This window comes from Pedobacter sp. Leaf250 (assembly GCF_920984735.1).
Lineage (GTDB): Bacteria > Bacteroidota > Bacteroidia > Sphingobacteriales > Sphingobacteriaceae > Pedobacter.
On sequence record NZ_CAKLBU010000007.1, the window covers coordinates 61,400 to 86,537 of the forward strand.

The following is a 25,138-nucleotide window of genomic DNA, read 5'->3' on the forward strand; positions in this document are numbered from 1 at the left end:
ATATTTACCACTTAAGGCGATTTAAAACATTAATATCTATCGATTTCGTATTTCTGTAAACCATTACAATAATAGCCAAACCAACTGCAACCTCTGCAGCGGCAAGCGCCATAATGAAGAATACGAAAACTTGTCCGGATGGGTCGTTGCTGTGTACCGAAAAAGCTGTCAAAAGCAAGTTTACAGCGTTTAGCATCAATTCAACCGACATAAAAATTACGATTGCATTTCTACGCGTTAACACACCTATTACCCCTATTGTGAAAATAATTGCACATAAATAGATGTAGTGATTTAGCGGAACGCCTGCCATTTGTGTAGTTAAATTTTCCATTATGCTTCTACCTCATCTCTTTTAGATAATAAAACGGCTCCAACCATTGCTGCCAATAGTAATAGAGATGATAATTCGAATGGTAACAAGAATGGTCCAAAAAGCTCTTTACCTAAGTTTTCTACCAAACCTAATCCAGGGTTTTTCAAAATTAAAGGACTGTTAATGCTTGCTGCTTTGAAAGAACCAACTAAGGTTACAACCAAACAACAGCCTGCAATTACACCTACAATTTTAATCAATGGCGATTTTACTGGCTCAGTTTCCTTGTTCAGGTTGAGGAGCATCAGTACAAATAAAAATAATACCATGATGGCACCCATGTAAACAATGAAGTTTACTACAGCCAAAAACTGTGCATTCAATAATACATAATGTACCGTGAATGTGAAAAAGGTAAGGATTAAGTACAATACACTGTGGATTGGATTTTTTGCAAAAATCACCATCAGCGAAAAGATGATACTTAATGTGGCTACGAAATAGAATACTTGTGTACTCATTAATTTGTTATTTGTTAGTACACCTCGTCATTGCGAGGTACGAAGCAATCTCATTTTTTATAGTCATCGCTTTAGGATTGCTTCGTTCCTCGCAATGACGCACTGGTTAAAATTATTTTTTCATCTCCAATGGAGCCTCAACCAACTTATCTTTTCCGTAAATAAAATCCTTACGTAAATAATCTGCTGGTACAATTGGCCCGTCTAAGTAAATAGCCTCTTTCGGACAAGCCTCTTCACATAACCCACAGAAAATGCAACGCAACATGTTAATTTCGTAAGTTGCAGCATATTTCTCCTCACGATATAAATCCTTCTCTTCCGGTTTACGTTCTGCCGCAATCATTGTAATCGCTTCTGCAGGGCAAGATAAAGCACATAAACCACAAGCTGTGCAACGCTCCTTGCCATTTTCATCACGTTTAAGTGAGTGCATTCCTCTAAAGTTTGCAGAAAATTCACGTTCTACTTCAGGATATCTTACTGTAGCCTCTTTCTTGAATAAGTGGCTGATGGTAATGCCCATGCCTTTTGCAATAGCAGGCAGGTACATACGCTCCATAAAGCTCAAAGGCTTTTGTTCCAGTACTTTTTTCTTGTTACTTAATGATTCCATAATTAAAACTTCTCAATAATCGCAATCACAATTCCAGTTATTATAATGTTGGCAATAGCCAAAGGTATTAAGCCTTTCCAACCCAAATTCATCAATTGATCGTAACGGAAACGAGGGATTGTCCAACGTACCCACATGAAGAAAAAGATGAAGAAGAATATTTTAGCAAATAAAATAGCTGTTCCGAATAGCGGTGCCCAAGTTGGACCTAGCAATGTTGCCATATAATCCATACCCGGATAGTTATAACCACCAAAATAAAGGGTTGCCATAACTGCTGATGAAACAAACATATTGATGTATTCAGCAAATAGGTAAAAACCTAATTTCATTGAAGAGTATTCCGTATGATAACCACCGATTAACTCTGTTTCACATTCTGGTAAATCGAATGGCGCTCTATTGGTTTCTGCAAAAGAACACACCATGAAGATTAAAAATCCTAATGGCTGATATAATACATTCCAATGCCAGCCATGTTGCTGCTCAACAATTGTTTTTAAGCTTAAAGTATTGGTCATTAAAAGCAAAGCGATGATAGACAAACCCATTGCAATTTCATAACTGATGTTTTGTGAAGCTGCACGGATAGCACTCAATAAAGAGTATTTGTTATTTGATGCCCAACCACCAATCATCACACCATAAACACCTAAAGAAACTACACCAAAGATGTATAAAACACCAACGTTAATATCTGCTACCTGTAATGGAACTATTTTACCTCCAATTTCCATCGGACTTCCCCATGGAATAACTGCTGTACCAATACATGCACAAAGTAATGCCAAACCAGGACCAACTATAAATAACCATTTGTTTGATGTAGTAGGAATAATTTCCTCTTTCATAAACATTTTGATACCATCGGCCAAGGGCTGTAAAATACCAAAAGGACCAGCTCTATCCGGACCTAAACGGTCTTGAAGATAAGCTGCTACCTTACGCTCTGCATAGGTAGAATACATGGCAATTACCAAACTGATACCGAAAATTACCGCTACCAGAATAAATTTTTCTATGATAAAACCTGTATCCATTAGTATTTAACCGTTTTATGTAATTCAATTTCATTTGCAGCCTGTAAAGCCTCATTTGGCTGAATAACGTGCAAAGGTTTTAGTGTTTCGTAGTGATTTGATGCGATTACTGAAGTATCATCAATATGCGTTGGATGTTCAATAACCCAATCTGATGTCGCTTTTTTATCGAAACGACAAGTATTACAAATGAAACTTTCTACTTCACCAAACTGATCTTTACGAGCTGTAACACGTAATACATCTTCACCTTTATACCAAAGCGTTACTTTACCGTTGCATTTTTCATGGTCGCAATTGCGATGTGCATCAACAGGCTTGGTAAACCATACACGGTTTTTAAAACGGAAAGTTCTATCGGTTAATGCTCCAACAGGACAAACATCAATTACGTTTCCAGAGAAATCGTTATCAACTGCTTGTTGGATATAAGTAGAAATTTCTGAATGATCACCACGGTTTAAGATGCCGTGAACACGTTTATTTGTAATCTGATCAGCAGTGAAAACGCAACGATAACACAGAATACAACGATTCATGTGCAACTGGATTTTATCGCCAATATCAATACGGTCAAAAGTACGACGCTCAAACTCATAACGAGTTTTTTGCAATCCATGCTCATAACCTAAATTTTGTAAATCACATTCGCCAGCCTGGTCGCAAACCGGGCAATCTAAAGGATGGTTAATTAATAAAATTTCTACCACACCTGCACGTGCTTCTAAAACTTCAGGTGAAGTAATATTTAACACTTCCATACCATCCATTACAGTTGTACGGCAAGATGCCACCAATTTTGGCATTGGGCGAGGGTCTTTTTCCGAACCTTTTGTTACCTTAACAATACAGGTACGGCATTTACCACCACTGCCTTCTAATTTAGAATAATAGCACATTGCAGGTGGAACGATATCACCTCCAATTTGCCTTGCAGCATTTAGGATAGTGGTTCCGTTATCAACCTCTACTGTTATCCCGTCTATCGTAACCTTAACTTTATCACTCATTAGTAAAATTCAAAAGTGAAAATTTTAAATTAAAAACCTTCAAAAAGTTTAAGCTCTATCTTTATTTAAGTTGATTATTATTGAAGCTAGATTCTTTGATATTTCATCTGCTTCTTTTAATAATTCATTTACTTTTTCTTTATTCGTTTGTGCTACATCTGTGTCTCTGATTAAACAAAGCCAATATTTGGTTTCATTGGCAGACTTCAAGGCAATGTTGTAAAAATTTTTAAAATCTTTCCTTGAACTTCCTGCCTTACCCTCAACTACATTAGCTCCAATTGATGTTGCGCCTCTTAACAATTGGTCGAAAATTGAAAAATACAATCGTTCGAATTTAAGACTAGATATAAAGTTGTTTATCGATTTAGAAAAATGATAACTTCTGATTTTTATATCGTATGTCTTTTCTTCAGACATTTTACTTTTTAATTTTCACTTTTTACTTCAACAGCCTTTTCTATCGGCACAGCATAATTAGCGATACCATAATTTTGTTGCTGACTCTTAACCGGCTCTTTAATGTGCCACTCAAATTCATCCCTAAAATGACGAATAGCACTCGCTACCGGCCATGCTGCTGCATCACCAAGCGGACAAATGGTATTACCTTCAATTTTACGCTGAATGTCCCAAAGCAAATCCACATCACTCATTGTTCCATGACCATGCTCGATTTTATGTAATACTTTTTCCATCCATCCCGTTCCTTCACGGCAAGGCGAACATTGTCCGCAACTTTCGTGATGATAAAATCGAGAGAAATTCCAGGTATTGCGAACAATACATTGGTCTTCATCAAAAGCTATAAAACCACCTGAACCCATCATGGTTCCGGTAGCAAAACCACCTTCTGATAAAGATTCGTAACTCATTAAACGAGGTTCGCCATTGGCCAACTTTAAAGTTAAATTAGCTGGCAAAACTGGTACAGATGAACCACCTGCAACCGTTGCCTTTAAACGCTTACCATTAGCAATACCACCGCAATATTCATCAGAATATATAAATTCTTCAACTGGTAAACCCAATTCAATTTCGTAAACACCTGGTTTTACTAAGTTACCCGATGCGGATATTAATTTTGTACCTGTACTTCTACCGATACCGATTTTTGCATATTCATCGCCGCCATCGTTAATAATTGGCACAACAGCTGCGATCGATTCCACGTTATTTACTACCGTTGGGCAACCATATAATCCTGCTATTGCAGGGAATGGTGGCTTAATTCTAGGATTACCTCTTTTACCTTCAAGCGATTCTAACAATGCAGTTTCTTCACCACAAATATAAGCACCACCACCCGGCTGAACATATAATTCTAAATCGTAACCTGTACCTAAAATGTTTTTACCTAACCAGCCTGCAGCTTTTGCTTCAGCAATTGCTTTTTCCAGGATACGGATTTGAGGCATCATCTCTCCGCGAACGTAGATGTATGAAACCTTTGCACCCAAAGCAAAACTAGATACAATCATTCCCTCAATTAAAGCATGAGGAATGTAAGTCATCAGATAACGGTCTTTAAAAGTTCCTGGCTCAGACTCATCAGCGTTGCAAACCAAATAGCGTGCAACTCCCTCTGGTTTAGCCAAAAAGCTCCATTTCATCCCGGTAGGGAAACCCGCACCACCACGACCGCGTAAGCCTGATTTCTTAACTTCTTCAACAATCTCTTCAGGTGTTAAAGTTTTAAGGGCTTTTTCTACGGCACGGTACCCGCCTTTTTGGCGATAGACCTCAAGTGTATTGATGCCTGGTACGTTTATATGCTCAAGTAATAATTTGCGACTCATTTTTTTTAGATGTGAGATGTGAGAAATAAGATGTGCGACGGCCGCATAATCTCAATCTCAAATCTGGTTTCTCAAATCTTATTTATTTTTTAAATCTTCAATCAATTTATCTACACTGTCGGTAGTTAGGTTTTCGTAAAAAGTATATTCCGGGCTAATTTGTAACACCGGTCCAAAACCACAAGCGGCTAAACATTCAACTCCTCTAAAGCTGAATAAACCGTCTGCTGTAACTTCACCTTCTTTAATGCCTAACTTAGCCTCTAAGTGGTCTAATATTTTTTCGGCACCAACCAGGCAGCAAGGACCAGTACGGCAAACCTCCAAAGCATATTTGCCTTGTGGTTTTAAAAAGTACATGGTATAAAAAGTTGCTACTTCATAAACTTCAATCGGCTGAATGTTTAAGTATTCTGCCACTTGATCCATTGCCGATGTAGGCACCCAAAGAAATTCTGCCTGCACCAAATGCAATAATGGAAGCAAAGCTGATTTTTCTTTCCCTTCAGGATAACGACTTTTAACATCGTCAAATTTGGCAAGCAATTCTGACGAAAATTGTACAGGTGTTTGTTCTTCTACTTTAAGCATCTAATTCTCCTGCAATAATATTCATACTACTCATGTTGATAATGGCATCAGACAATAACATGCCCTCGCTCATTGGTGCAAACATTTGGTAATTTATAAAACTTGGTCTGCGGAAGTGTAAACGATAAGGTGTACGTCCGCCATCATTAATCAGATAGAAACCTAACTCACCATTTCCACCCTCTACAGCATGATAAACTTCTGCTTTTGGCGCATCAATTTCACCCATCACAATTTTAAAGTGATAGATTAACGCTTCCATATTGTTGTAAACTTCTTGTTTTGGAGGAAGATAAAATTCAGGAACGTCAGCATGGAAAATGCCTTTTGGCTCTGTTTTTAACTTCACTAATGCTTGTTCGATGATGCGCAAACTCTGCCACATTTCCTCATTTCGCACTAAATATCTATCGTAAATATCACCGCTGGTTCCAACCGGAACTTCGAAATCGAAATCCTGATAAGAAGAATACGGGTCGCTTACACGAACATCATAATCTATCCCAGTCGCACGTAAAAGTGGACCAGTCCAGCTGTATTCTAAAGCAGCTTCCTTAGTTACTTCCGCAACGCCAGCTGTTCTATCAATAAAAATACGATTACGTGTTAAAAGATTTTCGAACTCTTTTAAAGCAACAGGAAACTCTTTTAAAAACTTATTGATTTTGGTAAAAGCAATTTCATTGAAATCTCTTTCAAAACCACCAATACGGCCTATATTTGTAGTTAAACGAGCTCCACAAACTTCTTCGAAGATTTCGTAAATGTGTTCACGAAATTGAAAAAGATAAAGAAAAGTTGTTGTTGCTCCAGTATCCTGACCAATAATTGTATTGCAGATAATGTGATCGGCGATACGTGAAAGCTCCATTATGATAACGCGAAGATAATCTACACGTTTAGGCATCTGAATATTCAACAATTTCTCCACCGTCATGTGCCAGCCCATGTTGTTAATAGGCGAAGAGCAATAATTTAAACGATCAGTTAATGGAGTAATTTGATAAAATGGGCGATGCTCTGCAATCTTTTCGAAAGCACGATGAATATAGCCAATCGTAGAAACGCCGCTTACAATACGTTCGCCATCTAATTGCAAAACGTTTTGAAAAACACCGTGGGTTGCAGGGTGCGTTGGACCTAAATTTAAGGTTACCAGCTCACTTTGCGGGTCGTTATCTGTAAATACCGGATGGTTATGATTCATAGTTTACCTTCCAAAAAATTCGTCTTTTTTATCTACTCTATTTGGGTCTTCCAATGGATATTGTTTCAACATTGGGTGAACACCTAAATCATCCATATTTAAAATACGGCGCAAATCCGGGTGACCTTCAAATTTAACCCCAAACAAATCGTATGTTTCACGCTCCATCCAGTTAGCACCTTTCCAAACGGAAGTTGCAGTTGGGATGGTGGGATTTTGCTCTGAAATAAAAACTTTAATTCTAACCCTAACTTTTTCTACCATGTTATGCAGATGATAAACAACTGCAATACCATGATCTTTACCAGGATAGTGAACTGCTGTAATATCAGTAAGGAAATTAAATTTTAATTCTTCTTTAAGATGTGAAAGCACATTGATGATAACATCTTTGTAGGTTACAAAAGTTAATAAACCATAAGGTTCAGAAACTGCTGTAACTTTTTCGCCAAACTTTTCAGTCAGCTTAACGTGAATGTTGTTATTTAGTGTCGTCTCTTCCATTATTTTATGCCGTATTGACCTAAAAGTTCTTTGTAATAATCAGAGTTTCTTCTTCTGCCAGATTCACTTTTAACTAAATCCTGAATACGCTGAAAACCATCTAAAATAGCTTCAGGTCTTGGCGGACAACCTGGAACGTAAACATCAACAGGAATTACCTCATCAATACCTTGCAAAACAGAATAGGTATCGAAAATACCTCCGCTACTTGCACAAGCACCAACTGCCATAACCCAACGTGGCTCGGCCATTTGGATATAAACCTGTTTTAATACCGGAGCCATCTTTTTAGCGATGGTACCCATAACCATTAAAACATCAGCCTGACGAGGAGAAAAACTTAAACGCTCTGCACCAAAACGACCTAAATCGTAGTGAGAACCCATGGTTGCCATAAACTCAATTCCACAACACGAAGTTGCGAACGGTAGAGGCCATAATGAATTTGAGCGAGCCAAACCAATAACTTTGTCCATTGAAGTGGCAAAGAAACCAGATCCTTCTATTCCTGGAGGCGCATCAACTATATTAATTTCACTCATGTTTATAAACAAAAAATGCTCATCCCTTTGCAGAATGAGCAACAAATTTACAATATTTTAAAGGCAATTAAACTAGCTTAGCTTGATTTAGAACCTTTCTAAATTAGTAGATAATTCTCTAGTAAGTGTAGTTGATACACGCCTAATTCCAGTCCAAAACTTTTTTCTTAATCACATAGATGAAACCTAGCAGCAGTGTTCCCATAAAGATGAACATTTCAATCATACCATCCATTTTTAAAGCCCTGAAGTTAACAGCCCAAGGATACATGAATATTACTTCAATATCGAAAAGCACAAATAAAATAGCAACTACAAAATACTTAATGGAAAATGGCTGACGAGCATTACCTACTGACTTAACACCTGCTTCGAAAGTTTCTAATTTATCACTTGTTTTTCGCTTCGGACCTAAGAAGTGGGTAGCCACCAACGTAGTTACTACGAAACCTAATGCAACAATTACTTGAAAAATAATCGGTAAAAAATCTATTGAGGTACTTTGCGCTTGCATAATTATTATTTTCTGATGCAAAAGTAAAAGAAAAAGGCAGAGTAACCAAACTCTGCCTTTTCTAAATTATTTAACTGGTAAATTATTTACCTTTTTTTGCTGGCGCTCCTTGAAGTTCCTTTAATTTGGCAGCGGCAAAAGGGCCAGCTGGATCTAAAGTAATACTCTTATTTAAGAAGTCAATCGCTTTTGTTTTATCCTTATCAGCATAATAAGCACCTAAATAATCGTAAGCTTCTACCAATTGAGTTTTGTTTGTAGCAAATTCTTCTGGTTTAACCAAAGAAATGTACTTCTCAAAAAGTGGAATCGAAGCATATTTAGGGCTAGTTTTATCATCCATTAAATTTGCAATCCTAGCTTTTGTAAAGTAAGCTAAAGCAAATTCAGGAGAAATTTTATTCAAATGACTCAAAGCTGAATCAGCTTCTACTAAGCCAGCAGTGTTTAATGGTTTTTTATCTCTTTGTAAGAAATAAGACTCATAAAATCTAGTTTGACCTAAATAATAATAGTTCGTTAGTGAACCTTTACCATTTGGATTGTATTTAATTGCTAGATTATAAATCTCTGCAGATTTAGCATATTTTTTTGCTTTCATTAATGCCAAAGCTGCTTCTGATAATGCATCAGCATTATTTGAATCTTTTTTAGCAGCTTCAATGATATTAATTACCGCTAAGCTATCTTGACCAGCTTTTAATTGAGATTTGCCTAAATATAAGTAGTCGTTACCTAAAATTTTAGATTTATCTTTTTCTTTAGCAAAAAAATCAGTTAAGTATGTTAAAGCTTGAGGATAGTTTTTATTCTCATATGCTGCCCATCCTTTCAACCTGTCTACAACTGCTGCTTTTGTACTTCCTGCAGGTGCTTTAATAGTTGTTGCTACTTGCTCTAAAGTTTGATAATCTTTTGCATAGAACAAGAATTGAGCATAACGCAACTGAGATTCTAAAGATTTATCAGTCAAATCCATATATTTCTTATAGTTCTCAATTCCTTTTTTAGCTTTTTCCTGATCTGTACCAAAGCTACTCCACTGTAAGTAAAGCTCTCCTAATTCACGGTAAGCAGGCCCATAATTTGGATCGGCTGCAATTACATCTAGTAATTCTTTCTCACCTTCTGGAAACGCTCTAGATTCTTTATACATTTTACCGATTTGAGTTTTAGCTCTACGGTTAGTTGGATCGATATCATTCACACGGAAATATGGACCTAATGCTTCAGAATTTTTTTTCTGTAATGCATAAGCGTCACCCTGTGCTAAAAAGATTTCAGCATCTTTATCTTTCGAATCTAACTCATCAGCTTTATTAATGTTAGCCAATGCATTTGTATAATCTGGTTTTGATACGTCTTCACTCGGTTTATCCTGTGCAAGATAAGCTTTACCGATGTACAAATAAGTTTTGTAATCTTTTGGCGCTAATGCAACTGCCTTATCAAAATTTGTTTTTGCTGAAGTAGGATTATTTGACAACATATCCGCCTCACCTAAACCAATTAAGTTTAAATTACTTTTTGGGTCTGCTGTAACACCCTTGGTAAATACAGCACGAGCCGAATCTATTTCACCAGTTTTCAAGTAAACCAAACCGAGATTATAATAATTTTCGCCGTTTGATGCTTGCGAGCTTACCAATGATTTTAACATTGATGAAGCTTTCTGATACTGTTCAGCGTCAATGGCTTTTTTCGCGTCATTTAAATTTTGAGCAAAAACTGCAGAACCCATCAACACCAAACCTAGATTTAAGGTTATTGCTTTCTTTGAAATTTTCATAGTTCTTTATTGTTTTTTAATAGTGATGAATTAATAGCAACTATTAATCCATCTGATATTCCGATTTTAATTAAATGAAGTGCTTTTATAACTTCGTGGTTCAATTTATTAATTTATTACTCTTTTGTCAGATTAATTTGCCTTGGCATTAACTTATGTGGACCTAGTCCTGATTTAAGTACAATCAACTGCCCTCTCTGACTTCTTAACCATGTTGCAAATCCTGTGCCTAAACCATCTCTGCCTTCGCAATCTATAATATTTACGTTTCTTAAGAATGGATAGACTCCGTTGATTAAATTATCTTGTGTTGGTTGATAAAATTTATCATCGCCCACCTTGCCTTTTAAATTTTTTACAGCCAGTGTTTTTATTTTAGAAAGGTATTCAGCAAGCTTTGTATTCTTATCAGAAATCCAATCAACGCCTAAAATACCAATAAAAGTTTTATCTTCTGCAATGAGTTTGATCACTTCAGCACTTGAATTTTTTGAATAAACACCTTGAGCTGGAAACTGACTTATATTTGCCAATTGCTTAAGATATTGAAAGGTACTTGAATAAGCGTTATCAAAAACCAATTTTTTTCCAGAAGCCTTTCCTTGTAAAATATCAATAACTTCTTTAACGGTAATAGTACTATCTATATTGTCCTTATTTGTAATTAATGCAATACCATCAACCGCAAATCTTGTAGAATTAATTCTAATGCCTCTTTGAGTATAGTATTTTTCTTCAGCTTTAGTAAGTAACCTTGGCATCACAATAACGCGAACGCTATCATTTAAAAAAGCAGGAATAATTTTCTCCTCTGGCTTAATCGTTACATCGAATTTTGCCTCTGGATAATCCAGACCAAAAATATTAATCTGTTCCGTAACGATTGGACTTACACTTTCATCAACCAAAATTCTTAATGTACCGCTTGTACGTGTTTCCTTTACTTCATCTTGTTTCTCTTTTCCTTTGCAAGAAATTAAGCCAAGTACTATAAATATATAAAGCGTGTATTTCATCATCGTGTTATTCTCTTCTTCCGAGGCTTAATAGTCTTATAAAAGCGTAAAAGATTAAAAAGATACCTATCGCAATTCTTCCCCATGCAGGTATAAAATTAAATCTAATGGCAAGAGGAGCCCAAAAGATAAAAGCAAGTCCCATAACTACATAAAGTACAAAGGTGACTAGTCCTAAAATGAGCAAAAACCGCTGTTTAGGCGATTTTTGCTTAAAAATATCAAAATTTAACATTTACGATTAGTTCAATGTAAAGTTAACGTTGATGTTATATTTTACCCTTACAGGCTTACCATTTTGAATACCTGGATTCCAACGTGGACTTGCCTTAAGTACGCGGATAGCTTCCTCATCTGTTCCACTACCCAAACCACGGGTAACTGTGATATCAGTTAACTTACCGTCCTTTTCAACAACGAAAGATAAAAACACTTTACCTTGAACGTTATTTTCCTGTGCCATTGGCGGGTATTTAATTGCTTTACTTAAATAACCGTAAAACTTAGAAATACCTCCTGGGAATTCTGGTTGTTTCTCGATACTAACAAAGTCGTAAACTTTGTTATCATCAACCGCAACAGCAGCTTCTCTTTTAGGGCCTTCACCTACTGGTTCAGCAATTACGATATCAGCAGTTGGATCACCTTTGATATCACGCTGACCTGGATCAGCTTCTTTTAATTTCTCTACAGTTGGTGGTTCCTCATCACGTACCTGCTCATCTGGCTTTACGATTGGAGGTGGCATTTTTACCTGATCTACTTTTGGTGGAGGTGGCTCTACCGGTGGTGGTGGAGGTGTTTTAGGATCAACTGGGGGCGGTGGTGCAATAATTACTTCTTTTGCTTTCTCTACCTGCTCTGTATCCTCTATAGAACCTTTGATAAGGCCATAAATTTTTGGAGCAAAGAAAAGTGCTAAGAATACTATTGAACCAATAATCAATGCCCGAGTGGTATTCGAACCGTTGGTTTTACGCAACTGGTAAGCGCCGTAGTTTTTGTTTTTTCCTTCAAAAACCACTTCGATCCACTGACTTCTTAATATATCTAACTTTGACATGGTTACTGATTTAACAATTTATAAAATACCCTTATCTTTCATGAATGCTTTTTCATTATCAAGGATATTGTCATCATCAATCTGACGAACTTTAACCTTTAATATTTCTAATTCATCCATAATATCAACGAAGTTTTTAAAGTTCGAGCCGCTTGTTGGTTTTACTAACACAACGAATTCACCTTTTACTCCAGATGCATCTGCAACTTTTCTGTTTTCGATAATCGATTTTTCAACTTGACTACCACTTTCAATAGTTGGAGCTGTTGCACCAGCTTCTCCCATATACCAGGCTACTTTATCATTTTTACCTAATAAAATAGTCATGGTTTTAGAAGCTTTCAATTCCAATCTATTGTCCTTGTTATTATCATCTTTATCCGGCTTTACAATATCCATCGCCTGTGGCGTAGAAATTGAAGTGGTTAGGATAAAGAATGTTACCAAAAGGAACATCAAATCTACCATCGGCGTCATATCGACTCTTGGCGTGGCTTTCTTCCCGCCTGTGTTTAATTCTGCCATTTCTTATTTTCTTCTAGCTTCAGCATTGGTAACCAATAAAAATTTGTTTACTTTTTGCTTTTGCAGTACATCAATAATTTTTTTAACAACAGGATATTCTTCTTTTGAATCTCCTTTGATACTCACACGCATTGGCTGTGAATTTACCTCAGCTGTTGCTGTACGAGCTTGCAAAACCCAAGAGTTTAATTGATTATCAGTGGAATCTGTAGGAATACCAGTTTGAACTCCTGGTTTCATACGCTCACCACCATCTAAAGCAATAAACGATTTTAGGTTAGCAACAGGAACACCAAAACTTGCAATTGAAGAGAATCTTTTAATTTCTTCAGGCGTAAATTTGATTTCGTATTGTTGTCCAATTAACTCTAAGGTTCTAGCCCTAACTTTTTGGCCCGCTACCTCGAAGAAAACCTTTCCCTGACCAATGGTTAAAATAGCATTGTTCTCTGCCGGTACCTTGAATTCATACGTTGATGAAGGTGTAGATACCGCTAGTGGTTCTGGTTGTCTTGCCGTAGCAGTTAATATGAAGAACGTCAGTAACAGTGCAGCTACGTCGCACATGGCGGTCATATCTGTTACGGTACTGGTTCTTTTAACTTTAATTCTAGGCATAATATTTTAACTTTTTAATAATGATGATCTTTTTTCCGGTTTTCCATAAAGCCGGTAAAAATATTTTCAAAATATTATTTATGCGAGCTAGCGTAAGTTTGAACGATGCTGAAACCAGCCTCATCAATAGCATACGTTAACTTATCAATTTTAGAAGTTAAAACGTTGTACATGATAATTGCTAATGTAGATACGCCAATACCAGTCATTGTATTAATTAACGCCTCAGAGATACCTACCGCTAATGCTGATTGATCTGGAGCACCAGAATTTGCTAAACCGGCGAATGCACGGATCATACCTGTTACTGTACCTAATAAACCAATTAAAGTACCGATTGATACCAAAGTAGCAATGATGGTTAAGTTTTGCTCTAACATTGGCATTTCTAAAGCAGTAGCTTCTTCAACCTCTTTTTGGATGGCAACGATTGATTGCTCAACATCTAAATTAGTGTCAGCTTCAACTTCGCTATATTTTTTCAAACCAGATTTAATTACGTTAGCAACAGATCCTTGTTGTTTATCACACTCAGCTTTAGCAGCTTCGATGTTACCAGCATTTAATAATCCTTTAACTTTAATAATAAAAGTATCTAAGCTAGATTTACCACTTGCTTTACCAATAACGATTAAGCGCTCGATAGAGAATACAATTGTAGTTAATAATAAACCGATCAAAATTGCTACGATTGGACCACCTTTGTAAGCTGTACCTGGGTAGTTGTTTGGTAATGGTAAGTTTTCGTTGTTGTTGTCAATAAAGTTTGCTGGATCTCCTAATACAAATCTCCAAATGATAAAGCCGATTACAATACAAATAGGGATTACTAATGTTGCAAAAACATTTGAAGCACTTGAAGAGCTCTCTTTTTTAACAGTTGTTGGTTTTGGTGCGTTTGCCATTTTTTTAATTTTTAGTTTTAGTTCTTGTTTTTAATTTTTAGCTGTTTTTACTTTTGTACTACACACAACGATTGTTACCTGATTTTGTTGCGAAAAACAAATTTATAAATTGATTTTAAATTACAAATTAATAAATCAATAAACAATTAAATCGTTACTTAAGATTTAGTTTACGGTAACCACTATGGGCGTATAACAAAAGAATTGCCTCAGCTGGAGGCAATTCTTTCACAATAAAAACTAAAAAAAAAGCTAATTGCAAATTTTTCGCTCAAAAAATGCATTTTAAAGTGCAATTAGCACAATTTTAACTCATCTTGGTGTAGTTTTGACACTTTGGGTTGATCAAATTGTTTAAAATTATCATTAAATGCATTTGCCAGCTCATATGCTTTTATATAATATTCTTCCTGATTACTCCACGTTTTGGAAGGATCCAAAATCTCATCGGGTACGTTAGGACAATGTAAAGGAATCATTAATTTAAATACATGATGCATTTTATAGTGATTATGATCCAAATTCCCATTTAAAGCTGCAGTAATCATTGCTCTGGTATAACTTAATTTCATACGCTTGCCAATACCGTAAGGTCCACCGCTCCAACCTGTATTTACTAACCATACATTTACCTGATGTTTCTTCATTTTCTCTCCCAATAAAACTGCATATTTCGATGGGTGCAACGGAAGAAATGCCTTGCCGAAACAAGCTGAAAATGTTAACTGTGGTTCTGTAATACCGGCTTCAGTACCGGCAACTTTAGCAGTGTAACCGCTCATAAAATGAAACATCGCCTGTTCTACGTTCAACTTCGAAATTGGTGGCAACACTCCAAAAGCATCAGCAGTTAAAAAGAAAATGTTTTTTGGTACTGAAGCGATGGAAGGCAAAATTGCATTCTCAATAAACTCAATTGGATAAGCAACTCTAGTATTTTCAGTTTTTTCGATATTTGAATAATCGACGTCCTTTGTATTATTAAGGAAGTTGATGTTCTCTAAAAGAGATCCGAATTTTATTGCTTTATAAATTTGAGGTTCTTTCTCTTCGGTTAAATCAACACATTTGGCATAACAGCCGCCTTCGAAATTAAATACGGAATCATTTCCCCAGCCATGTTCATCATCGCCAATTAATCCTCTTTCGGGATCTGCAGACAAAGTTGTTTTTCCAGTTCCAGAAAGCCCGAAAAATATGGCAGTATCTCCATCTTTACCCACATTTGCCGAACAATGCATAGAAAGTGTATTCCTGTAAACAGGCAGTATAAAATTTAAAACAGAAAAAATGCCCTTTTTAATTTCTCCGGTATAACCAGTTCCACCAACTAAAATCATTTTCTTAGTAAAGTTGATGATGGAAAAATTCTCCTGACGAGTGCCGTCTATTAAAGGACTTGCTAAAAAACCTGGTGCCGCAATAATCGTCCACTCAGGTGTTAATCCTAATGCATCAGTTTCTGGTCGGATGAAAAGGTTATTAGCAAAAAGATTTTGATAAGCGGTTTCTGTTATTACTCTTATTGAAATGGAGTAATCAGGATCGGCACATGCTGAAGCATCACGGACATATATCTTCTTATCACGAAGATAGTTTGTCATTTTATCAAACAGTTGGTCAAAATTTTGTGGACTGATCTTGATGTTTACATCACCCCACCATACTTGATTTTCAGTAATATCGTCGGTAACGATAAACCTGTCTTTCGGAGAACGCCCTGTAAACTTACCAGTATCAACGGCTAAAGCGCCAGATGATGCTAATGTGCCCTCTTTATTCAATAAGGCTTCATCAATTAATTCCATTGGGGATAATTGGTACTTTACGGCATTGTTTTCACCTAGATTTAAATAGCTTAAATCTAGCACATGCAGTTTCTTTTTGCTCATAACAATAAGTTAGTTAGTGAGGCAAAGGTAAAGAGTTATCTATGAAATAAACTAGTGTTTTACTGTAATTATTTACATATTGTAGCATTTACACTATTAAGCAAATATCTTATTTTCAAACAATTACGTGCTGTTTTTTAGCTTTAAAAAATTAACAAAAATACACTAAGACTTAGATGGAGTATGGTAGATAAAAGTCTTATGTATAACATGTCGCACCTAAATGTTTTACTAACCTCCAGCTTTTTTTACCTTGTAACCATCTTTTAATAGAATAGCCATCACTTTATCCCTTACATCGCCCTGGATCATTATCTCTTCATCCTTAACCGAGCCACCAACGCCACATTTGGTTTTCAGCATCTTTCCTAAAATTTCCAGATCGTCTGTTTTGCCTTTGAAACCTGTAATCAGCGTTACGGCTTTTCCTCCCCTATTTTTCTTATCAAGCATTACGCGTAAATCTTGCTGGTTATTTGGTGAGGTAACTGTATCATCAATGTCTTCATGGTATTCGAATTCTGGATTAGTAGAATACATGATTCCACCCAAATCGCTTAAACTATTTTTTTTAGGTTTCATTGCGCAAATGTATATTGTAATGTGTGAAATAGAAGCAGTAAGACTAAGGAACGATAACTTTCAATGAAAGTGGGTGAATATTCACTTCAATTTCTGCATCCATTTGTAAAGGTTCTCCATCCACATGAACGGGACCTGCATGCTCCCTGATAATTTTTATATTTTTCCCACGTATAATTTCAATCATATCTGAGGTTTCTGCCGTACCCTTTAGCATAATATAACTTAACATGGGCAATTTCAAAATAGAAAAAGGTTTAATGATACAAACATCCAGCAAGCCATCCTTTACCGAAGCATTTGGCGAAATGTAAACATCATTGCCATATTGCGAAGAATTTGCAATACTTACTGCAAAAGCTTTCCTTTTGTATTCCTTCCCGTCTATATCGATTAAATATTGCTCTTCTTTATAATTGAAAACCTCTTGAAAACCCAATTTAACATACCCTGCCAAACCCCGCTTTTTATCTTTTGAAAAGGCAGAACTTAAATGGGCATCAAAACCCATACCTGCTAAATTAAAGAAGCATTTATTATTAAATTCAGCACTATCAATTTGGTCAACTTTAAATGCATTAATAGCCAATATAGCGTGACGTAAATTTTTTGGAATATTTAAAAATCGGGCCAATCCATTTCCCGAACCCAATGGCAATACACCTAAAACTATATTATGCTTTAAAACCTTTGTGGCCACTTCATTAATGGTACCATCTCCGCCCGCAGCCACAATTACATCAAAGTTTTTAGAAGCTGCTTCATCTGCCAATTCTGAAGCATGCCCAATGTATTCCGTAAACACAAAGTTTGCATTAAACTTTTCTTTATCGAGATACTTATCGATAAAATCAGGAATACGCAGCTTTCCCTTTCCACCAGAAATAGGATTTATAATGAAAAGTATATTTGTTTTTGTGTGCAAAGTGTAAGAATGAGTCGACAAAATAATCTATAATTTTTGAAATAAAGAAAATATGCTAATTTTGCAGGCATTAAAAGTGGATTGATTTGCTATCCCGATTATCGGGACCGGATTGCAACCACTTAAAAAAATTGCTAATGCCTCCTTCCAATCATAACAAACCTGTTTTCAAGGGGTTTTGGCAATTATTAATTTATTTATCACTAATAATATTTAATAAATGTCGTATTTATTTACATCAGAATCTGTATCTGAAGGCCACCCAGATAAAATTGCCGATCAAATTTCGGATGCATTAATTGATAACTTTTTAGCATTCGATGCACAATCTAAGGTAGCTTGTGAAACTTTAGTAACAACTGGACAAGTAATTTTAGCTGGAGAAGTGAAATCAAAAACTTATCTGGATGTTCAGCAGATTGCCCGTGATGTGATCAAAAAAATTGGTTATACTAAGAGTGAATATATGTTCGAGGCTAACTCATGCGGCATTTTATCTGCAATTCACGAACAATCGCAAGATATTAATCAAGGCGTTGACAGAAGCAGTAAAGAAGAACAAGGTGCCGGTGACCAAGGAATGATGTTTGGTTACGCTACCAACGAAACTGAAAATTACATGCCTTTGGCGCTTGATTTATCTCATGCTTTATTGAGAGAACTGGCTAATTTGAGAAGAGAAAATTCTGAAATTAACTACTTGCGTCCGGATGCAAAATCGCAGGTAACGTTGGAATATTCTGATGATAATCAACCTCAACGCATTGATGCCATTGTAATTTCTACACAACATGATGATTTTGTAAAGCCGAAATCTGATTCGAAAGCAGATAAAAATGCTGCGAATGAAGAAATGTTAACCAAAATTAAAAGTGATTTGGTTTCAATTCTAATTCCAAGGATAAAAGCAAAATACCCACAATATGCTCATTTATTTAATGATGATATAACTTATCACATTAACCCAACTGGTGTATTTGTGATTGGCGGTCCGCATGGCGATACTGGCTTAACCGGAAGAAAAATTATTGTTGATACCTATGGTGGTAAAGGCGCTCACGGTGGTGGTGCATTCTCTGGTAAAGATCCAAGCAAAGTAGATAGAAGTGCAGCGTATGCCACTCGTCATATTGCTAAAAACCTTGTGGCTGCAGGCTTATGCGACGAAGTTTTAGTTCAGGTATCTTACGCAATTGGTGTTGCAAAACCAACATCAATTAACGTAGTTACTTACGGAACTGCAAAAGTTGAATTAACTGATGGCGAAATCAGTAAAAAAGTTGAGGCTATTTTCGATATGCGCCCGTACTTTATCGAGCAACGTTTAAAATTGAGAAATCCTATATACAGCGAAACTGCTGCATACGGACACATGGGTAGAACACCAGAAACAGTAAACAAAACGTTTAAAAACCCTTACGGAGAAGAAAAAACGGTAACTGTTGAGTTGTTTACCTGGGAGAAATTAGATTATGTTGAACAGGTAAAATCAGCGTTCGGAATTTAAATTACCAATAAAATGATTTAAAAGGCTTCCTGATTTTATTAGAGGGCACTGAAAAACTACCAGTTGAAAAAGGGCTTATGAATTTTTTATTCCATAAGCCCTTTTCTTTGTGATATTCGCAGTCGCTTGAGTTTTATTTTGCAATTAGACGATTCTAAGAGTCCTTATCTGCCGTTTTTTCTCGATATTTAATAAGACATTTTAGACAAGGACTTTATCAGTGCCCTGTTTTATTATCGGGAAGCCTTTTTTTATATGCTAAAAGCTATAATCCTTTTGATTTCAAAAAATCAATTTCCTGTTTTAAGATATTTTTATCATCAATACTGTACGACTTAATATCAGCAATTTTCATTTCATCGATGGCATCAACAAAATTTTGAAACTTAGCTGTTTTAGTGGGTTTAATGATCACAATCATATATTTTGATGGATCATTGCCATGGATTTTAGCCACTTTAGTTTTATTTGATGCAATTTCTTCCTGAAGATTTTTAATACTACTAATCTTCATGCCTTTATCATCAGCTGTGCCCAAATAGCTTACTGTCTTATCATCGTCACCAAGCAAAACTGTCATCGTTCTCGAAGCGGGGTAATCCATTGTGCATCCGTTATCACATTGATCGGGTTTTGCAATATCTGCAGCGTTTAACGTACCGAGCGAAGTAGTTAACATAAAGAATGTAGTTAGTAGAAACATCAAATCGACCATTGCTGTTAAATCTACTCTTGGAGCTGCTTTTTTCGTTCTTCCTTTTACGGTCTTGCCTTTTGTTGATTCGTTTAGAGTTGCCATAAGTTTTAGTTTTTAATGATGATGACAACAGCATAAAAATTGCATAAAAAAAGCGATTAAAAATTTAATCGCTTCAATACAACAAATTGTAATTGTTATTTAACTGCTTCAATTATACCACAGCCCACTCTAGGACCAGAATTGCCTGTTGGTTGTGTTTTATAATCGTCAGTGCCTCCATGTACAATAATTCCTCTTCCAATGATATTTTTCATATCGCCGTCTTGCACACTCCATCGATCAGTAGTGATCGAGATTTTCCCCTCACCTTTTGCATCCAGTTTAATGTTTCCAATATCGCCGCTGTGAAAAGCGCCCGAATCCCATTTGCCATGCTCTTCTTTTGTAGGGTTCCAATGTCCATGCGTATTTTCACCCATATCACCACAGTCGCCATGTTCATGAAAGTGAACTGCAACATTACTATCTGCTCTAGAGGCAAATTTTAATTCCAAATCCATTTTAATTTTTCCATCGCTTAACCCATAAAAGGTAACCGTTCCAATGCTTTTTGATGGATCTGCAGTTTCAGCCAAATTTGCTGTAGCAAGTTTACTTTCCTTTTGACCACAAGCACTAACCAATGCGATACCCGCAATAGCTAATCCTAAAAAATATTTTTTTATCATTTTAAATTTAGTTTTATATGAAACAGATTGACAATCATTTGGTTTGATTTTAAATCGGCCACATTAAAACCATTTAAGAAACCGCTTGTTTAAATAGTATAAAATCATTTAACTATGGAACAGCCAATTGCAATGAACACTTTGAGTCAAATTTTGGAGAAATTGAGGCTGAAAGGAAAAGATAATGAATTAAAAATGTCAGATCATGGAAAAATGCAAAGCAAATCGCTTGGCAATATTTACAGACCAGAAGATTTGACAATTGTTAAAACTTATAGATTTGAGGGCGATTCTGACCCTGCAGATAATTCTGTACTCTATTTAGTAGAAGATAAATACAAAAATATAGGTTATATTTTAGATGCCTATGGAATTTATTCGGATAATTTAGGTTCAGGATTTGATGATTTTCTAAAAAAAATCCCTACTGAAAATAGAGATGAGCAAGAGTTATTTTGCTAATCAAATTTTAAATAAATTGTAATGGGGCTCGAATAAAATCGAGCCCTTTTTATTTATAATCACTTTAAAACATTCGGCCTTATACTTCCATCTCAATATTCCGTAGCTTTGCCGCTCACATCATTTCCCAATGCAAAGTAAGATTAAGATATCGCCGGTTCCTGCCGTTTTATTATCCATTATAAGTGTTCAGTGCGGTGCAGCAATTGCTAAAAGTCTTTTTCCAGAAATAGGTGCAGCTGCCACGGCATCTTTAAGAATTGGTTTATCAGCTATTATTTTATTGGTAGCTTTTCGTCCCAATTTATTAGCGCTCCAAGCCAAGCAATGGAAGTATGTGATTCTATACGGACTTTCTCTGGGAGCCATGAACATGGTTTTTTATTTTGCTATAGAAAGAATTCCAATAGGGCTTGGTGTAACACTGGAATTTGTAGGTCCATTGATCCTGGCAATATTCAGTTCTAAGAAGGCTCTTGATTTTATTTGGATTTTATTAGCGGCTGTAGGAATTGCTTTAATTGCACCATGGACAAGTAATGGTTTAGATTTGCTTGGCGTATTATTGGCTTTACTAGCGGGCGGATTTTGGGCAGCCTATATCATTTTAGGGGGCAGAATTTCTAAAATAATGAAAGGAGGAGAAGCGGTAGCGGTCGGTATGTTATTTGCCTCCATTCTTATTCTTCCCTTTGGGATTTTTGGTGGAGGATTAAATAACCTAAACCCAAAGTTATTGGGTTTAGGAGCGGCACTTGCTCTACTTTCGAGCGCTATCCCTTTTACATTAGAAATTAATGCCCTGAAACAGCTCCCCGCCAGAACTTTTAGTATCTTAATGAGTCTTGAACCTGCCATGGCCGCACTTGCAGCATATTTATTTTTAAAAGAGCGTTTATCAATTACTGAATGTATTGCTGTTGCCTGTGTAGTAATAGCGTCGGCAGGATCATCTTATACCTCAAGTAAAGCAAAATCATAATTATTATACACTTATTTAGATATACAATGCATCAAATTTATTATTGATATTGTATGTTTTTAGCTTAAGAATTTTAAGTACGCAACTGATGTGTATTTAAAAAAATTAAACTTTTTCTATCTGCATGTGTCTATTAAGTATGATAAACACACAAGAAGCATATAATTTTATCACGATGCCATTGATTTTGGGTATCGTATCATTCATATTTGGGACAGCCTTATTTTTTATTGCTGTAAGAAGAAAGTATCAAAGAAAACAGGTTGCTGGTTTGGCAGAACTTACTTGTTCAGATCGGATGGTTAATACTAAAAAAATGGAAAAAGCTATTCGATACCTGGCCTTAGTTTTATTGGTATCAGGCTTCGCGATCATTACTTATGAGGCATTACGAATGGAGAGCCAACCTTCTATCGGCGCAGAATCAGCTATCAACAATGTTTAAATTCAAAGTGGACTTAAAGTCATCATTGTAATTTAAATTCTCATACGCCTCAAATTATCGTATATTATCAATTAACCAGATTGATACATCTGGAATTATTTATTTTAAACTAAAAATTTTCAAATTTGGCATTAAAAAAAGCAGGATTTTACAGAGGGCCACGCTTGCCCTTCAGAAAGAAAGAAGCAGAACATAAGATTAACCAATATATCACTTCACCTGAAGTGAGGTTAACGGGAGACAATGTTGAAACAAATATTTATCCATTGGCAGAAGCCTTAACCTTGGCAAAAGAACAGGATTTAGATCTTGTAGAAATCTCACCTAATGCAGTTCCACCAGTTTGCCGTATCATTGATTACAGCAAATTTCTTTACGAACAAAAGAAGAAACAAAAGGAAATCAAGTCTAAAGCCAAACAAACTATCATAAAAGATATTAGGTTTGGTCCGAACACGGATGATCACGATTTTCAGTTCAAATTAAAACACGCTATATCATTTTTAGAAAGTGGGGAAAAGGTTCGAGCATTTGTTCATTTTAAAGGCAGATCGATTGTATATAAAGATCAGGGTGAAATACTCTTATTAAAATTTGCTCAAGGACTAGAAAATGTGGGTAAAGTTGAGCTATTACCGAAATTGGAAGGTAAGAGGATGTTCTTAACATTAGCGCCCAAAGCAGGTAAAAAATAGAGTCTACTACAAAATATAAAAGCCCTAACTTTTTCGAGTTAAGGCTTTTATTTTTACTGAGAATTTTAAAAAGGTCATTATATTGTTGTTATGCATAATATATTGACTGTTCGTGTGAGGCCATTCGAGGCTAGGTAAACTATGAGTTATACCGTAAAAAAGGTTTAGCCCACACGATTTTATTCTCAGGAGTCTGAACAGTACTTAAGGCCGCGAAGCGAGCTTGGATAAAACAAAAGGATAGACGAGGGAGAATTGAGTCGATATGATTTAAATTCTTAATTATGGCTATTAGAAAACAATCCATTGGGATAGATATCTCAAAATCAACATTTACAGCTTGTTTATGTCAGCAAACTGAAGATGGCAAATTAACGTTCTCAAAGGTCCTGGACTTTGGTAACGATAACAAGGGTTTCAATCAATTATTACGTTGGGCTAAAAGTTTGATTGCACCTGATTCAGAGCTTGGATTCTTAATGGAAGCGACAGGTGTTTATTATGAGAACCTTGCACACCATCTTCACAAGATCAGGAAAAGGGTTCATGTTGTACTTCCCAACACCTCAAAACATTACTTCTCTAGTCTTAATGTTAAAACAAAAACAGATGCAGTTGATGCGAGAATCCTAAGCCAGTTTGGTGTTGAAAGAGTTCATAAGTTGTGGTCACCACCGCCAGGCGCACTCTTGCAGCTCAGAAACCTAACCCGGTACTATGTTCAGCTTCAGGAACAAAAGACAGCACTAGGCAATATTAAGCACAGCAAGGACTGCTCACATGATATCCAAATCTTCATTACCAAAAGCAACAAAAAGCTTATTAATGAGATAGATAAGGAAATCGAAAGATGCCTGAAAGAAATTAAAAAGGCTATCGAACAAGACAAGGCACTCAAAGAGCGGGTAAGAAAAGTTTTGACTATAAAAGGTGTGGGTTTGATTACTGTGGCTACAGTAATAGCAGAAACAATGGGTTTTGACCAATTTCATAGTTCAAAACAGTTGGTTAGCTATTCAGGGTACGATGTAGTACAACGAGAATCCGGCACTTCAATAAAGGGCAAGACAAGGATATCCAAGAAAGGAAACAGGTACATCAGAAATGCACTTTATTTTCCAGCGATGGTCGCCTGCAGATATAATGAGAACTTAAAAGAAACTTACAACAGAATAAATAAAAACAATAAGGCATCGAAAATGATTGGACAGGTCGCAATACAGCGGAAACTACTAGTCTTAATTTATACGCTTTGGAAAAACGATACTGAATTTATTGAAAACTACCAAAGAGGTAGTCTCGATCCGAAAACCGAGACTACGCAAGATAGTTCAGTAGCTGAACTTCTTTAGAATACAAAAATACTTTTTTGTCTAAATATTTGGAATTTATAACAGTACCTTTTTTTGTCCCAACTAATTGTCAGAAGGACTAGAACCCGTCCCCAATCTTATTGGGGATGACAGGATGGAATCCTAACCTCATTGATTTCTAAACAAAAAAGCCTTAACTTTTTCAAGTTAAGGCTTCGTTTGCGGAATGGACGGGACTCGAACCCGCGACCTCCTGCGTGACAGGCAGGCATTCTAACCAGCTGAACTACCACTCCTTTTGTTCTTCTTTAAAGTTAGAACCTCTTTCCCT

General features: G+C 36.1%; 30 protein-coding genes and 1 tRNA gene. 6 read left to right on the forward strand and 25 right to left on the reverse strand.

The window, feature by feature from the left end:
- Window positions 1-4 precede the first annotated feature (4 nt).
- The 22 genes from nuoK to LUA91_RS07840 form a co-directional block, all read right to left on the reverse strand.
- Window positions 5-334, reverse strand: coding sequence for an NADH-quinone oxidoreductase subunit NuoK (gene nuoK / locus LUA91_RS07735; protein ID WP_010601897.1), 330 nt, complete (start codon window positions 332-334; stop codon window positions 5-7).
- The gene (locus tag LUA91_RS07740; RefSeq protein WP_010601898.1) at window positions 334-837 is read right to left on the reverse strand and encodes an NADH-quinone oxidoreductase subunit J; all 504 of its coding nucleotides are present in this window, start codon (window positions 835-837) and stop codon (window positions 334-336) included. The genes nuoK and LUA91_RS07740 overlap by 1 nt, the downstream gene beginning before the upstream one ends.
- 112 nt (window positions 838-949) lie before the next feature.
- Entirely contained in the window at window positions 950-1,453 is a 504-nt protein-coding gene (locus LUA91_RS07745) for an NADH-quinone oxidoreductase subunit I (RefSeq protein ID WP_231425464.1), read from the reverse strand.
- A 2-nt stretch (window positions 1,454-1,455) separates the two neighbouring features.
- Window positions 1,456-2,493 carry an NADH-quinone oxidoreductase subunit NuoH gene (gene nuoH, locus LUA91_RS07750; protein WP_231425465.1) on the reverse strand — a complete coding sequence of 346 codons (1,038 nt, stop codon included), beginning with the start codon at window positions 2,491-2,493 and terminating at the stop codon, window positions 1,456-1,458.
- Window positions 2,493-3,503 carry a 2Fe-2S iron-sulfur cluster-binding protein gene (locus LUA91_RS07755; RefSeq protein WP_231425466.1) on the reverse strand — a complete coding sequence of 337 codons (1,011 nt, stop codon included), beginning with the start codon at window positions 3,501-3,503 and terminating at the stop codon, window positions 2,493-2,495. The genes nuoH and LUA91_RS07755 overlap by 1 nt, the downstream gene beginning before the upstream one ends.
- Before the next feature lie 48 nt (window positions 3,504-3,551).
- Window positions 3,552-3,923, reverse strand: a complete 372-nt coding sequence (locus LUA91_RS07760; RefSeq protein WP_231425467.1) for a four helix bundle protein — start codon at window positions 3,921-3,923, stop codon at window positions 3,552-3,554.
- An 8-nt stretch (window positions 3,924-3,931) separates the two neighbouring features.
- Entirely contained in the window at window positions 3,932-5,302 is a 1,371-nt protein-coding gene (gene nuoF / locus LUA91_RS07765) for an NADH-quinone oxidoreductase subunit NuoF (protein WP_231425468.1), read from the reverse strand.
- A 78-nt stretch (window positions 5,303-5,380) separates the two neighbouring features.
- The gene (gene nuoE / locus LUA91_RS07770; protein WP_231425469.1) at window positions 5,381-5,893 is read right to left on the reverse strand and encodes an NAD(P)H-dependent oxidoreductase subunit E; all 513 of its coding nucleotides are present in this window, start codon (window positions 5,891-5,893) and stop codon (window positions 5,381-5,383) included.
- On the reverse strand, window positions 5,886-7,100 hold the full coding sequence (locus LUA91_RS07775) for an NADH-quinone oxidoreductase subunit D (protein WP_231425470.1): 1,215 nt from the start codon (window positions 7,098-7,100) through the stop codon (window positions 5,886-5,888). Before LUA91_RS07775 ends, nuoE begins: the two co-directional genes overlap by 8 nt.
- 3 nt (window positions 7,101-7,103) lie before the next feature.
- Window positions 7,104-7,604, reverse strand: coding sequence for an NADH-quinone oxidoreductase subunit C (locus LUA91_RS07780; RefSeq protein ID WP_231425471.1), 501 nt, complete (start codon window positions 7,602-7,604; stop codon window positions 7,104-7,106).
- Complete coding sequence (locus tag LUA91_RS07785; protein WP_231425472.1) at window positions 7,604-8,146, reverse strand: NADH-quinone oxidoreductase subunit B; 543 nt, start codon at window positions 8,144-8,146, stop codon at window positions 7,604-7,606. Before LUA91_RS07785 ends, LUA91_RS07780 begins: the two co-directional genes overlap by 1 nt.
- Before the next feature lie 142 nt (window positions 8,147-8,288).
- A complete protein-coding gene (locus tag LUA91_RS07790; protein WP_231425473.1) occupies window positions 8,289-8,660 on the reverse strand; it encodes an NADH-quinone oxidoreductase subunit A in 372 nt (123 codons plus the stop codon).
- Between the two features lie 82 nt (window positions 8,661-8,742).
- The gene (locus LUA91_RS07795) at window positions 8,743-10,449 is read right to left on the reverse strand and encodes a lipopolysaccharide assembly protein LapB (protein ID WP_231425474.1); all 1,707 of its coding nucleotides are present in this window, start codon (window positions 10,447-10,449) and stop codon (window positions 8,743-8,745) included.
- A gap of 116 nt (window positions 10,450-10,565) precedes the next feature.
- Window positions 10,566-11,468, reverse strand: coding sequence for a PstS family phosphate ABC transporter substrate-binding protein (locus tag LUA91_RS07800; protein WP_231425475.1), 903 nt, complete (start codon window positions 11,466-11,468; stop codon window positions 10,566-10,568).
- A 4-nt stretch (window positions 11,469-11,472) separates the two neighbouring features.
- Window positions 11,473-11,700 (reverse strand): hypothetical protein, encoded by a 228-nt coding sequence (locus LUA91_RS07805; RefSeq protein WP_231425476.1) that lies wholly within the window; start codon window positions 11,698-11,700, stop codon window positions 11,473-11,475.
- Between the two features lie 6 nt (window positions 11,701-11,706).
- Complete coding sequence (locus LUA91_RS07810; protein WP_231425478.1) at window positions 11,707-12,528, reverse strand: energy transducer TonB; 822 nt, start codon at window positions 12,526-12,528, stop codon at window positions 11,707-11,709.
- An 18-nt stretch (window positions 12,529-12,546) separates the two neighbouring features.
- Window positions 12,547-13,053, reverse strand: a complete 507-nt coding sequence (locus LUA91_RS07815) for a biopolymer transporter ExbD (RefSeq protein ID WP_231425479.1) — start codon at window positions 13,051-13,053, stop codon at window positions 12,547-12,549.
- A gap of 3 nt (window positions 13,054-13,056) precedes the next feature.
- The gene (locus tag LUA91_RS07820) at window positions 13,057-13,671 is read right to left on the reverse strand and encodes a biopolymer transporter ExbD (protein ID WP_231425480.1); all 615 of its coding nucleotides are present in this window, start codon (window positions 13,669-13,671) and stop codon (window positions 13,057-13,059) included.
- Between the two features lie 74 nt (window positions 13,672-13,745).
- Window positions 13,746-14,576 (reverse strand): MotA/TolQ/ExbB proton channel family protein, encoded by an 831-nt coding sequence (locus LUA91_RS07825; protein ID WP_010601914.1) that lies wholly within the window; start codon window positions 14,574-14,576, stop codon window positions 13,746-13,748.
- A 296-nt stretch (window positions 14,577-14,872) separates the two neighbouring features.
- Window positions 14,873-16,468, reverse strand: coding sequence for a phosphoenolpyruvate carboxykinase (ATP) (pckA, locus tag LUA91_RS07830; RefSeq protein ID WP_231425481.1), 1,596 nt, complete (start codon window positions 16,466-16,468; stop codon window positions 14,873-14,875).
- Window positions 16,469-16,699: 231 nt separating this feature from the next.
- The gene (locus LUA91_RS07835; protein ID WP_231425482.1) at window positions 16,700-17,050 is read right to left on the reverse strand and encodes a translation initiation factor; all 351 of its coding nucleotides are present in this window, start codon (window positions 17,048-17,050) and stop codon (window positions 16,700-16,702) included.
- Between the two features lie 43 nt (window positions 17,051-17,093).
- A complete protein-coding gene (locus tag LUA91_RS07840) occupies window positions 17,094-17,996 on the reverse strand; it encodes a diacylglycerol kinase family protein (protein ID WP_231425483.1) in 903 nt (300 codons plus the stop codon).
- 199 nt (window positions 17,997-18,195) lie between these two features.
- On the opposite strand from LUA91_RS07840, the gene metK reads away from it, so the two are divergent.
- Complete coding sequence (metK, locus tag LUA91_RS07845; RefSeq protein WP_231425484.1) at window positions 18,196-19,482, forward strand: methionine adenosyltransferase; 1,287 nt, start codon at window positions 18,196-18,198, stop codon at window positions 19,480-19,482.
- A 265-nt stretch (window positions 19,483-19,747) separates the two neighbouring features.
- Here the strand turns inward: metK and LUA91_RS07850 are convergent, their stop codons facing one another.
- Together LUA91_RS07850 and LUA91_RS07855 are read right to left on the reverse strand one after the other, a co-directional pair.
- Window positions 19,748-20,281: a biopolymer transporter ExbD gene (locus tag LUA91_RS07850; RefSeq protein ID WP_231425485.1), complete on the reverse strand. Its 534-nt coding sequence runs from the start codon at window positions 20,279-20,281 to the stop codon at window positions 19,748-19,750.
- Window positions 20,282-20,376: 95 nt separating this feature from the next.
- A complete protein-coding gene (locus LUA91_RS07855; RefSeq protein WP_231425486.1) occupies window positions 20,377-20,910 on the reverse strand; it encodes a superoxide dismutase family protein in 534 nt (177 codons plus the stop codon).
- Window positions 20,911-21,024: 114 nt separating this feature from the next.
- On the opposite strand from LUA91_RS07855, the gene LUA91_RS07860 reads away from it, so the two are divergent.
- The 5 genes from LUA91_RS07860 to LUA91_RS07880 all read left to right on the forward strand — a co-directional run bounded on the left by LUA91_RS07860 (window position 21,025) and on the right by LUA91_RS07880 (window position 24,846).
- Window positions 21,025-21,372, forward strand: coding sequence for a hypothetical protein (locus LUA91_RS07860; RefSeq protein WP_231425487.1), 348 nt, complete (start codon window positions 21,025-21,027; stop codon window positions 21,370-21,372).
- 130 nt (window positions 21,373-21,502) lie between these two features.
- Window positions 21,503-22,354, forward strand: coding sequence for a DMT family transporter (locus tag LUA91_RS07865; protein ID WP_231425488.1), 852 nt, complete (start codon window positions 21,503-21,505; stop codon window positions 22,352-22,354).
- A 139-nt stretch (window positions 22,355-22,493) separates the two neighbouring features.
- The gene (locus tag LUA91_RS07870; RefSeq protein ID WP_231425489.1) at window positions 22,494-22,799 is read left to right on the forward strand and encodes a hypothetical protein; all 306 of its coding nucleotides are present in this window, start codon (window positions 22,494-22,496) and stop codon (window positions 22,797-22,799) included.
- Window positions 22,800-22,924: 125 nt separating this feature from the next.
- Entirely contained in the window at window positions 22,925-23,494 is a 570-nt protein-coding gene (gene infC, locus LUA91_RS07875; RefSeq protein ID WP_231425490.1) for a translation initiation factor IF-3, read from the forward strand.
- Between the two features lie 284 nt (window positions 23,495-23,778).
- Complete coding sequence (locus LUA91_RS07880; RefSeq protein WP_231425491.1) at window positions 23,779-24,846, forward strand: IS110 family transposase; 1,068 nt, start codon at window positions 23,779-23,781, stop codon at window positions 24,844-24,846.
- Window positions 24,847-25,029: 183 nt separating this feature from the next.
- Here LUA91_RS07880 and LUA91_RS07885 read toward each other — a convergent pair.
- Window positions 25,030-25,103: transfer RNA gene (locus LUA91_RS07885), tRNA-Asp, on the reverse strand.
- Window positions 25,104-25,138: the final 35 nt, after the last annotated feature.

Bases quoted from the DNA above. Each gene is read 5' to 3' on its own strand.
- LUA91_RS07800 (WP_231425475.1), bottom strand. From the start codon at position 11,468: ATGATGAAATACACGCTTTATATATTTATAGTACTTGGCTTAATTTCT.
- LUA91_RS07785 (WP_231425472.1), bottom strand. From the start codon at position 8,146: ATGAGTGAAATTAATATAGTTGATGCGCCTCCAGGAATAGAAGGATCT.
- nuoE (WP_231425469.1), bottom strand. From the start codon at position 5,893: ATGCTTAAAGTAGAAGAACAAACACCTGTACAATTTTCGTCAGAATTG.
- LUA91_RS07805 (WP_231425476.1), bottom strand. From the start codon at position 11,700: ATGTTAAATTTTGATATTTTTAAGCAAAAATCGCCTAAACAGCGGTTT.
- LUA91_RS07740 (WP_010601898.1), bottom strand. From the start codon at position 837: ATGAGTACACAAGTATTCTATTTCGTAGCCACATTAAGTATCATCTTT.
- LUA91_RS07820 (WP_231425480.1), bottom strand. From the start codon at position 13,671: ATGCCTAGAATTAAAGTTAAAAGAACCAGTACCGTAACAGATATGACC.
- LUA91_RS07850 (WP_231425485.1), bottom strand. From the start codon at position 20,281: ATGGCAACTCTAAACGAATCAACAAAAGGCAAGACCGTAAAAGGAAGA.
- LUA91_RS07780 (WP_231425471.1), bottom strand. From the start codon at position 7,604: ATGGAAGAGACGACACTAAATAACAACATTCACGTTAAGCTGACTGAA.
- LUA91_RS07760 (WP_231425467.1), bottom strand. From the start codon at position 3,923: ATGTCTGAAGAAAAGACATACGATATAAAAATCAGAAGTTATCATTTT.
- nuoH (WP_231425465.1), bottom strand. From the start codon at position 2,493: ATGGATACAGGTTTTATCATAGAAAAATTTATTCTGGTAGCGGTAATT.
- LUA91_RS07745 (WP_231425464.1), bottom strand. From the start codon at position 1,453: ATGGAATCATTAAGTAACAAGAAAAAAGTACTGGAACAAAAGCCTTTG.
- LUA91_RS07795 (WP_231425474.1), bottom strand. From the start codon at position 10,449: ATGAAAATTTCAAAGAAAGCAATAACCTTAAATCTAGGTTTGGTGTTG.
- LUA91_RS07860 (WP_231425487.1), top strand. From the start codon at position 21,025: ATGGAACAGCCAATTGCAATGAACACTTTGAGTCAAATTTTGGAGAAA.
- pckA (WP_231425481.1), bottom strand. From the start codon at position 16,468: ATGAGCAAAAAGAAACTGCATGTGCTAGATTTAAGCTATTTAAATCTA.
- nuoK (WP_010601897.1), bottom strand. From the start codon at position 334: ATGGAAAATTTAACTACACAAATGGCAGGCGTTCCGCTAAATCACTAC.
- LUA91_RS07855 (WP_231425486.1), bottom strand. From the start codon at position 20,910: ATGATAAAAAAATATTTTTTAGGATTAGCTATTGCGGGTATCGCATTG.
- LUA91_RS07880 (WP_231425491.1), top strand. From the start codon at position 23,779: ATGGCTATTAGAAAACAATCCATTGGGATAGATATCTCAAAATCAACA.
- metK (WP_231425484.1), top strand. From the start codon at position 18,196: ATGTCGTATTTATTTACATCAGAATCTGTATCTGAAGGCCACCCAGAT.
- LUA91_RS07815 (WP_231425479.1), bottom strand. From the start codon at position 13,053: ATGGCAGAATTAAACACAGGCGGGAAGAAAGCCACGCCAAGAGTCGAT.
- nuoF (WP_231425468.1), bottom strand. From the start codon at position 5,302: ATGAGTCGCAAATTATTACTTGAGCATATAAACGTACCAGGCATCAAT.
- LUA91_RS07790 (WP_231425473.1), bottom strand. From the start codon at position 8,660: ATGCAAGCGCAAAGTACCTCAATAGATTTTTTACCGATTATTTTTCAA.
- LUA91_RS07755 (WP_231425466.1), bottom strand. From the start codon at position 3,503: ATGAGTGATAAAGTTAAGGTTACGATAGACGGGATAACAGTAGAGGTT.
- LUA91_RS07825 (WP_010601914.1), bottom strand. From the start codon at position 14,576: ATGGCAAACGCACCAAAACCAACAACTGTTAAAAAAGAGAGCTCTTCA.
- LUA91_RS07775 (WP_231425470.1), bottom strand. From the start codon at position 7,100: ATGAATCATAACCATCCGGTATTTACAGATAACGACCCGCAAAGTGAG.
- LUA91_RS07810 (WP_231425478.1), bottom strand. From the start codon at position 12,528: ATGTCAAAGTTAGATATATTAAGAAGTCAGTGGATCGAAGTGGTTTTT.
- LUA91_RS07870 (WP_231425489.1), top strand. From the start codon at position 22,494: ATGATAAACACACAAGAAGCATATAATTTTATCACGATGCCATTGATT.
- LUA91_RS07835 (WP_231425482.1), bottom strand. From the start codon at position 17,050: ATGAAACCTAAAAAAAATAGTTTAAGCGATTTGGGTGGAATCATGTAT.
- LUA91_RS07865 (WP_231425488.1), top strand. From the start codon at position 21,503: ATGCAAAGTAAGATTAAGATATCGCCGGTTCCTGCCGTTTTATTATCC.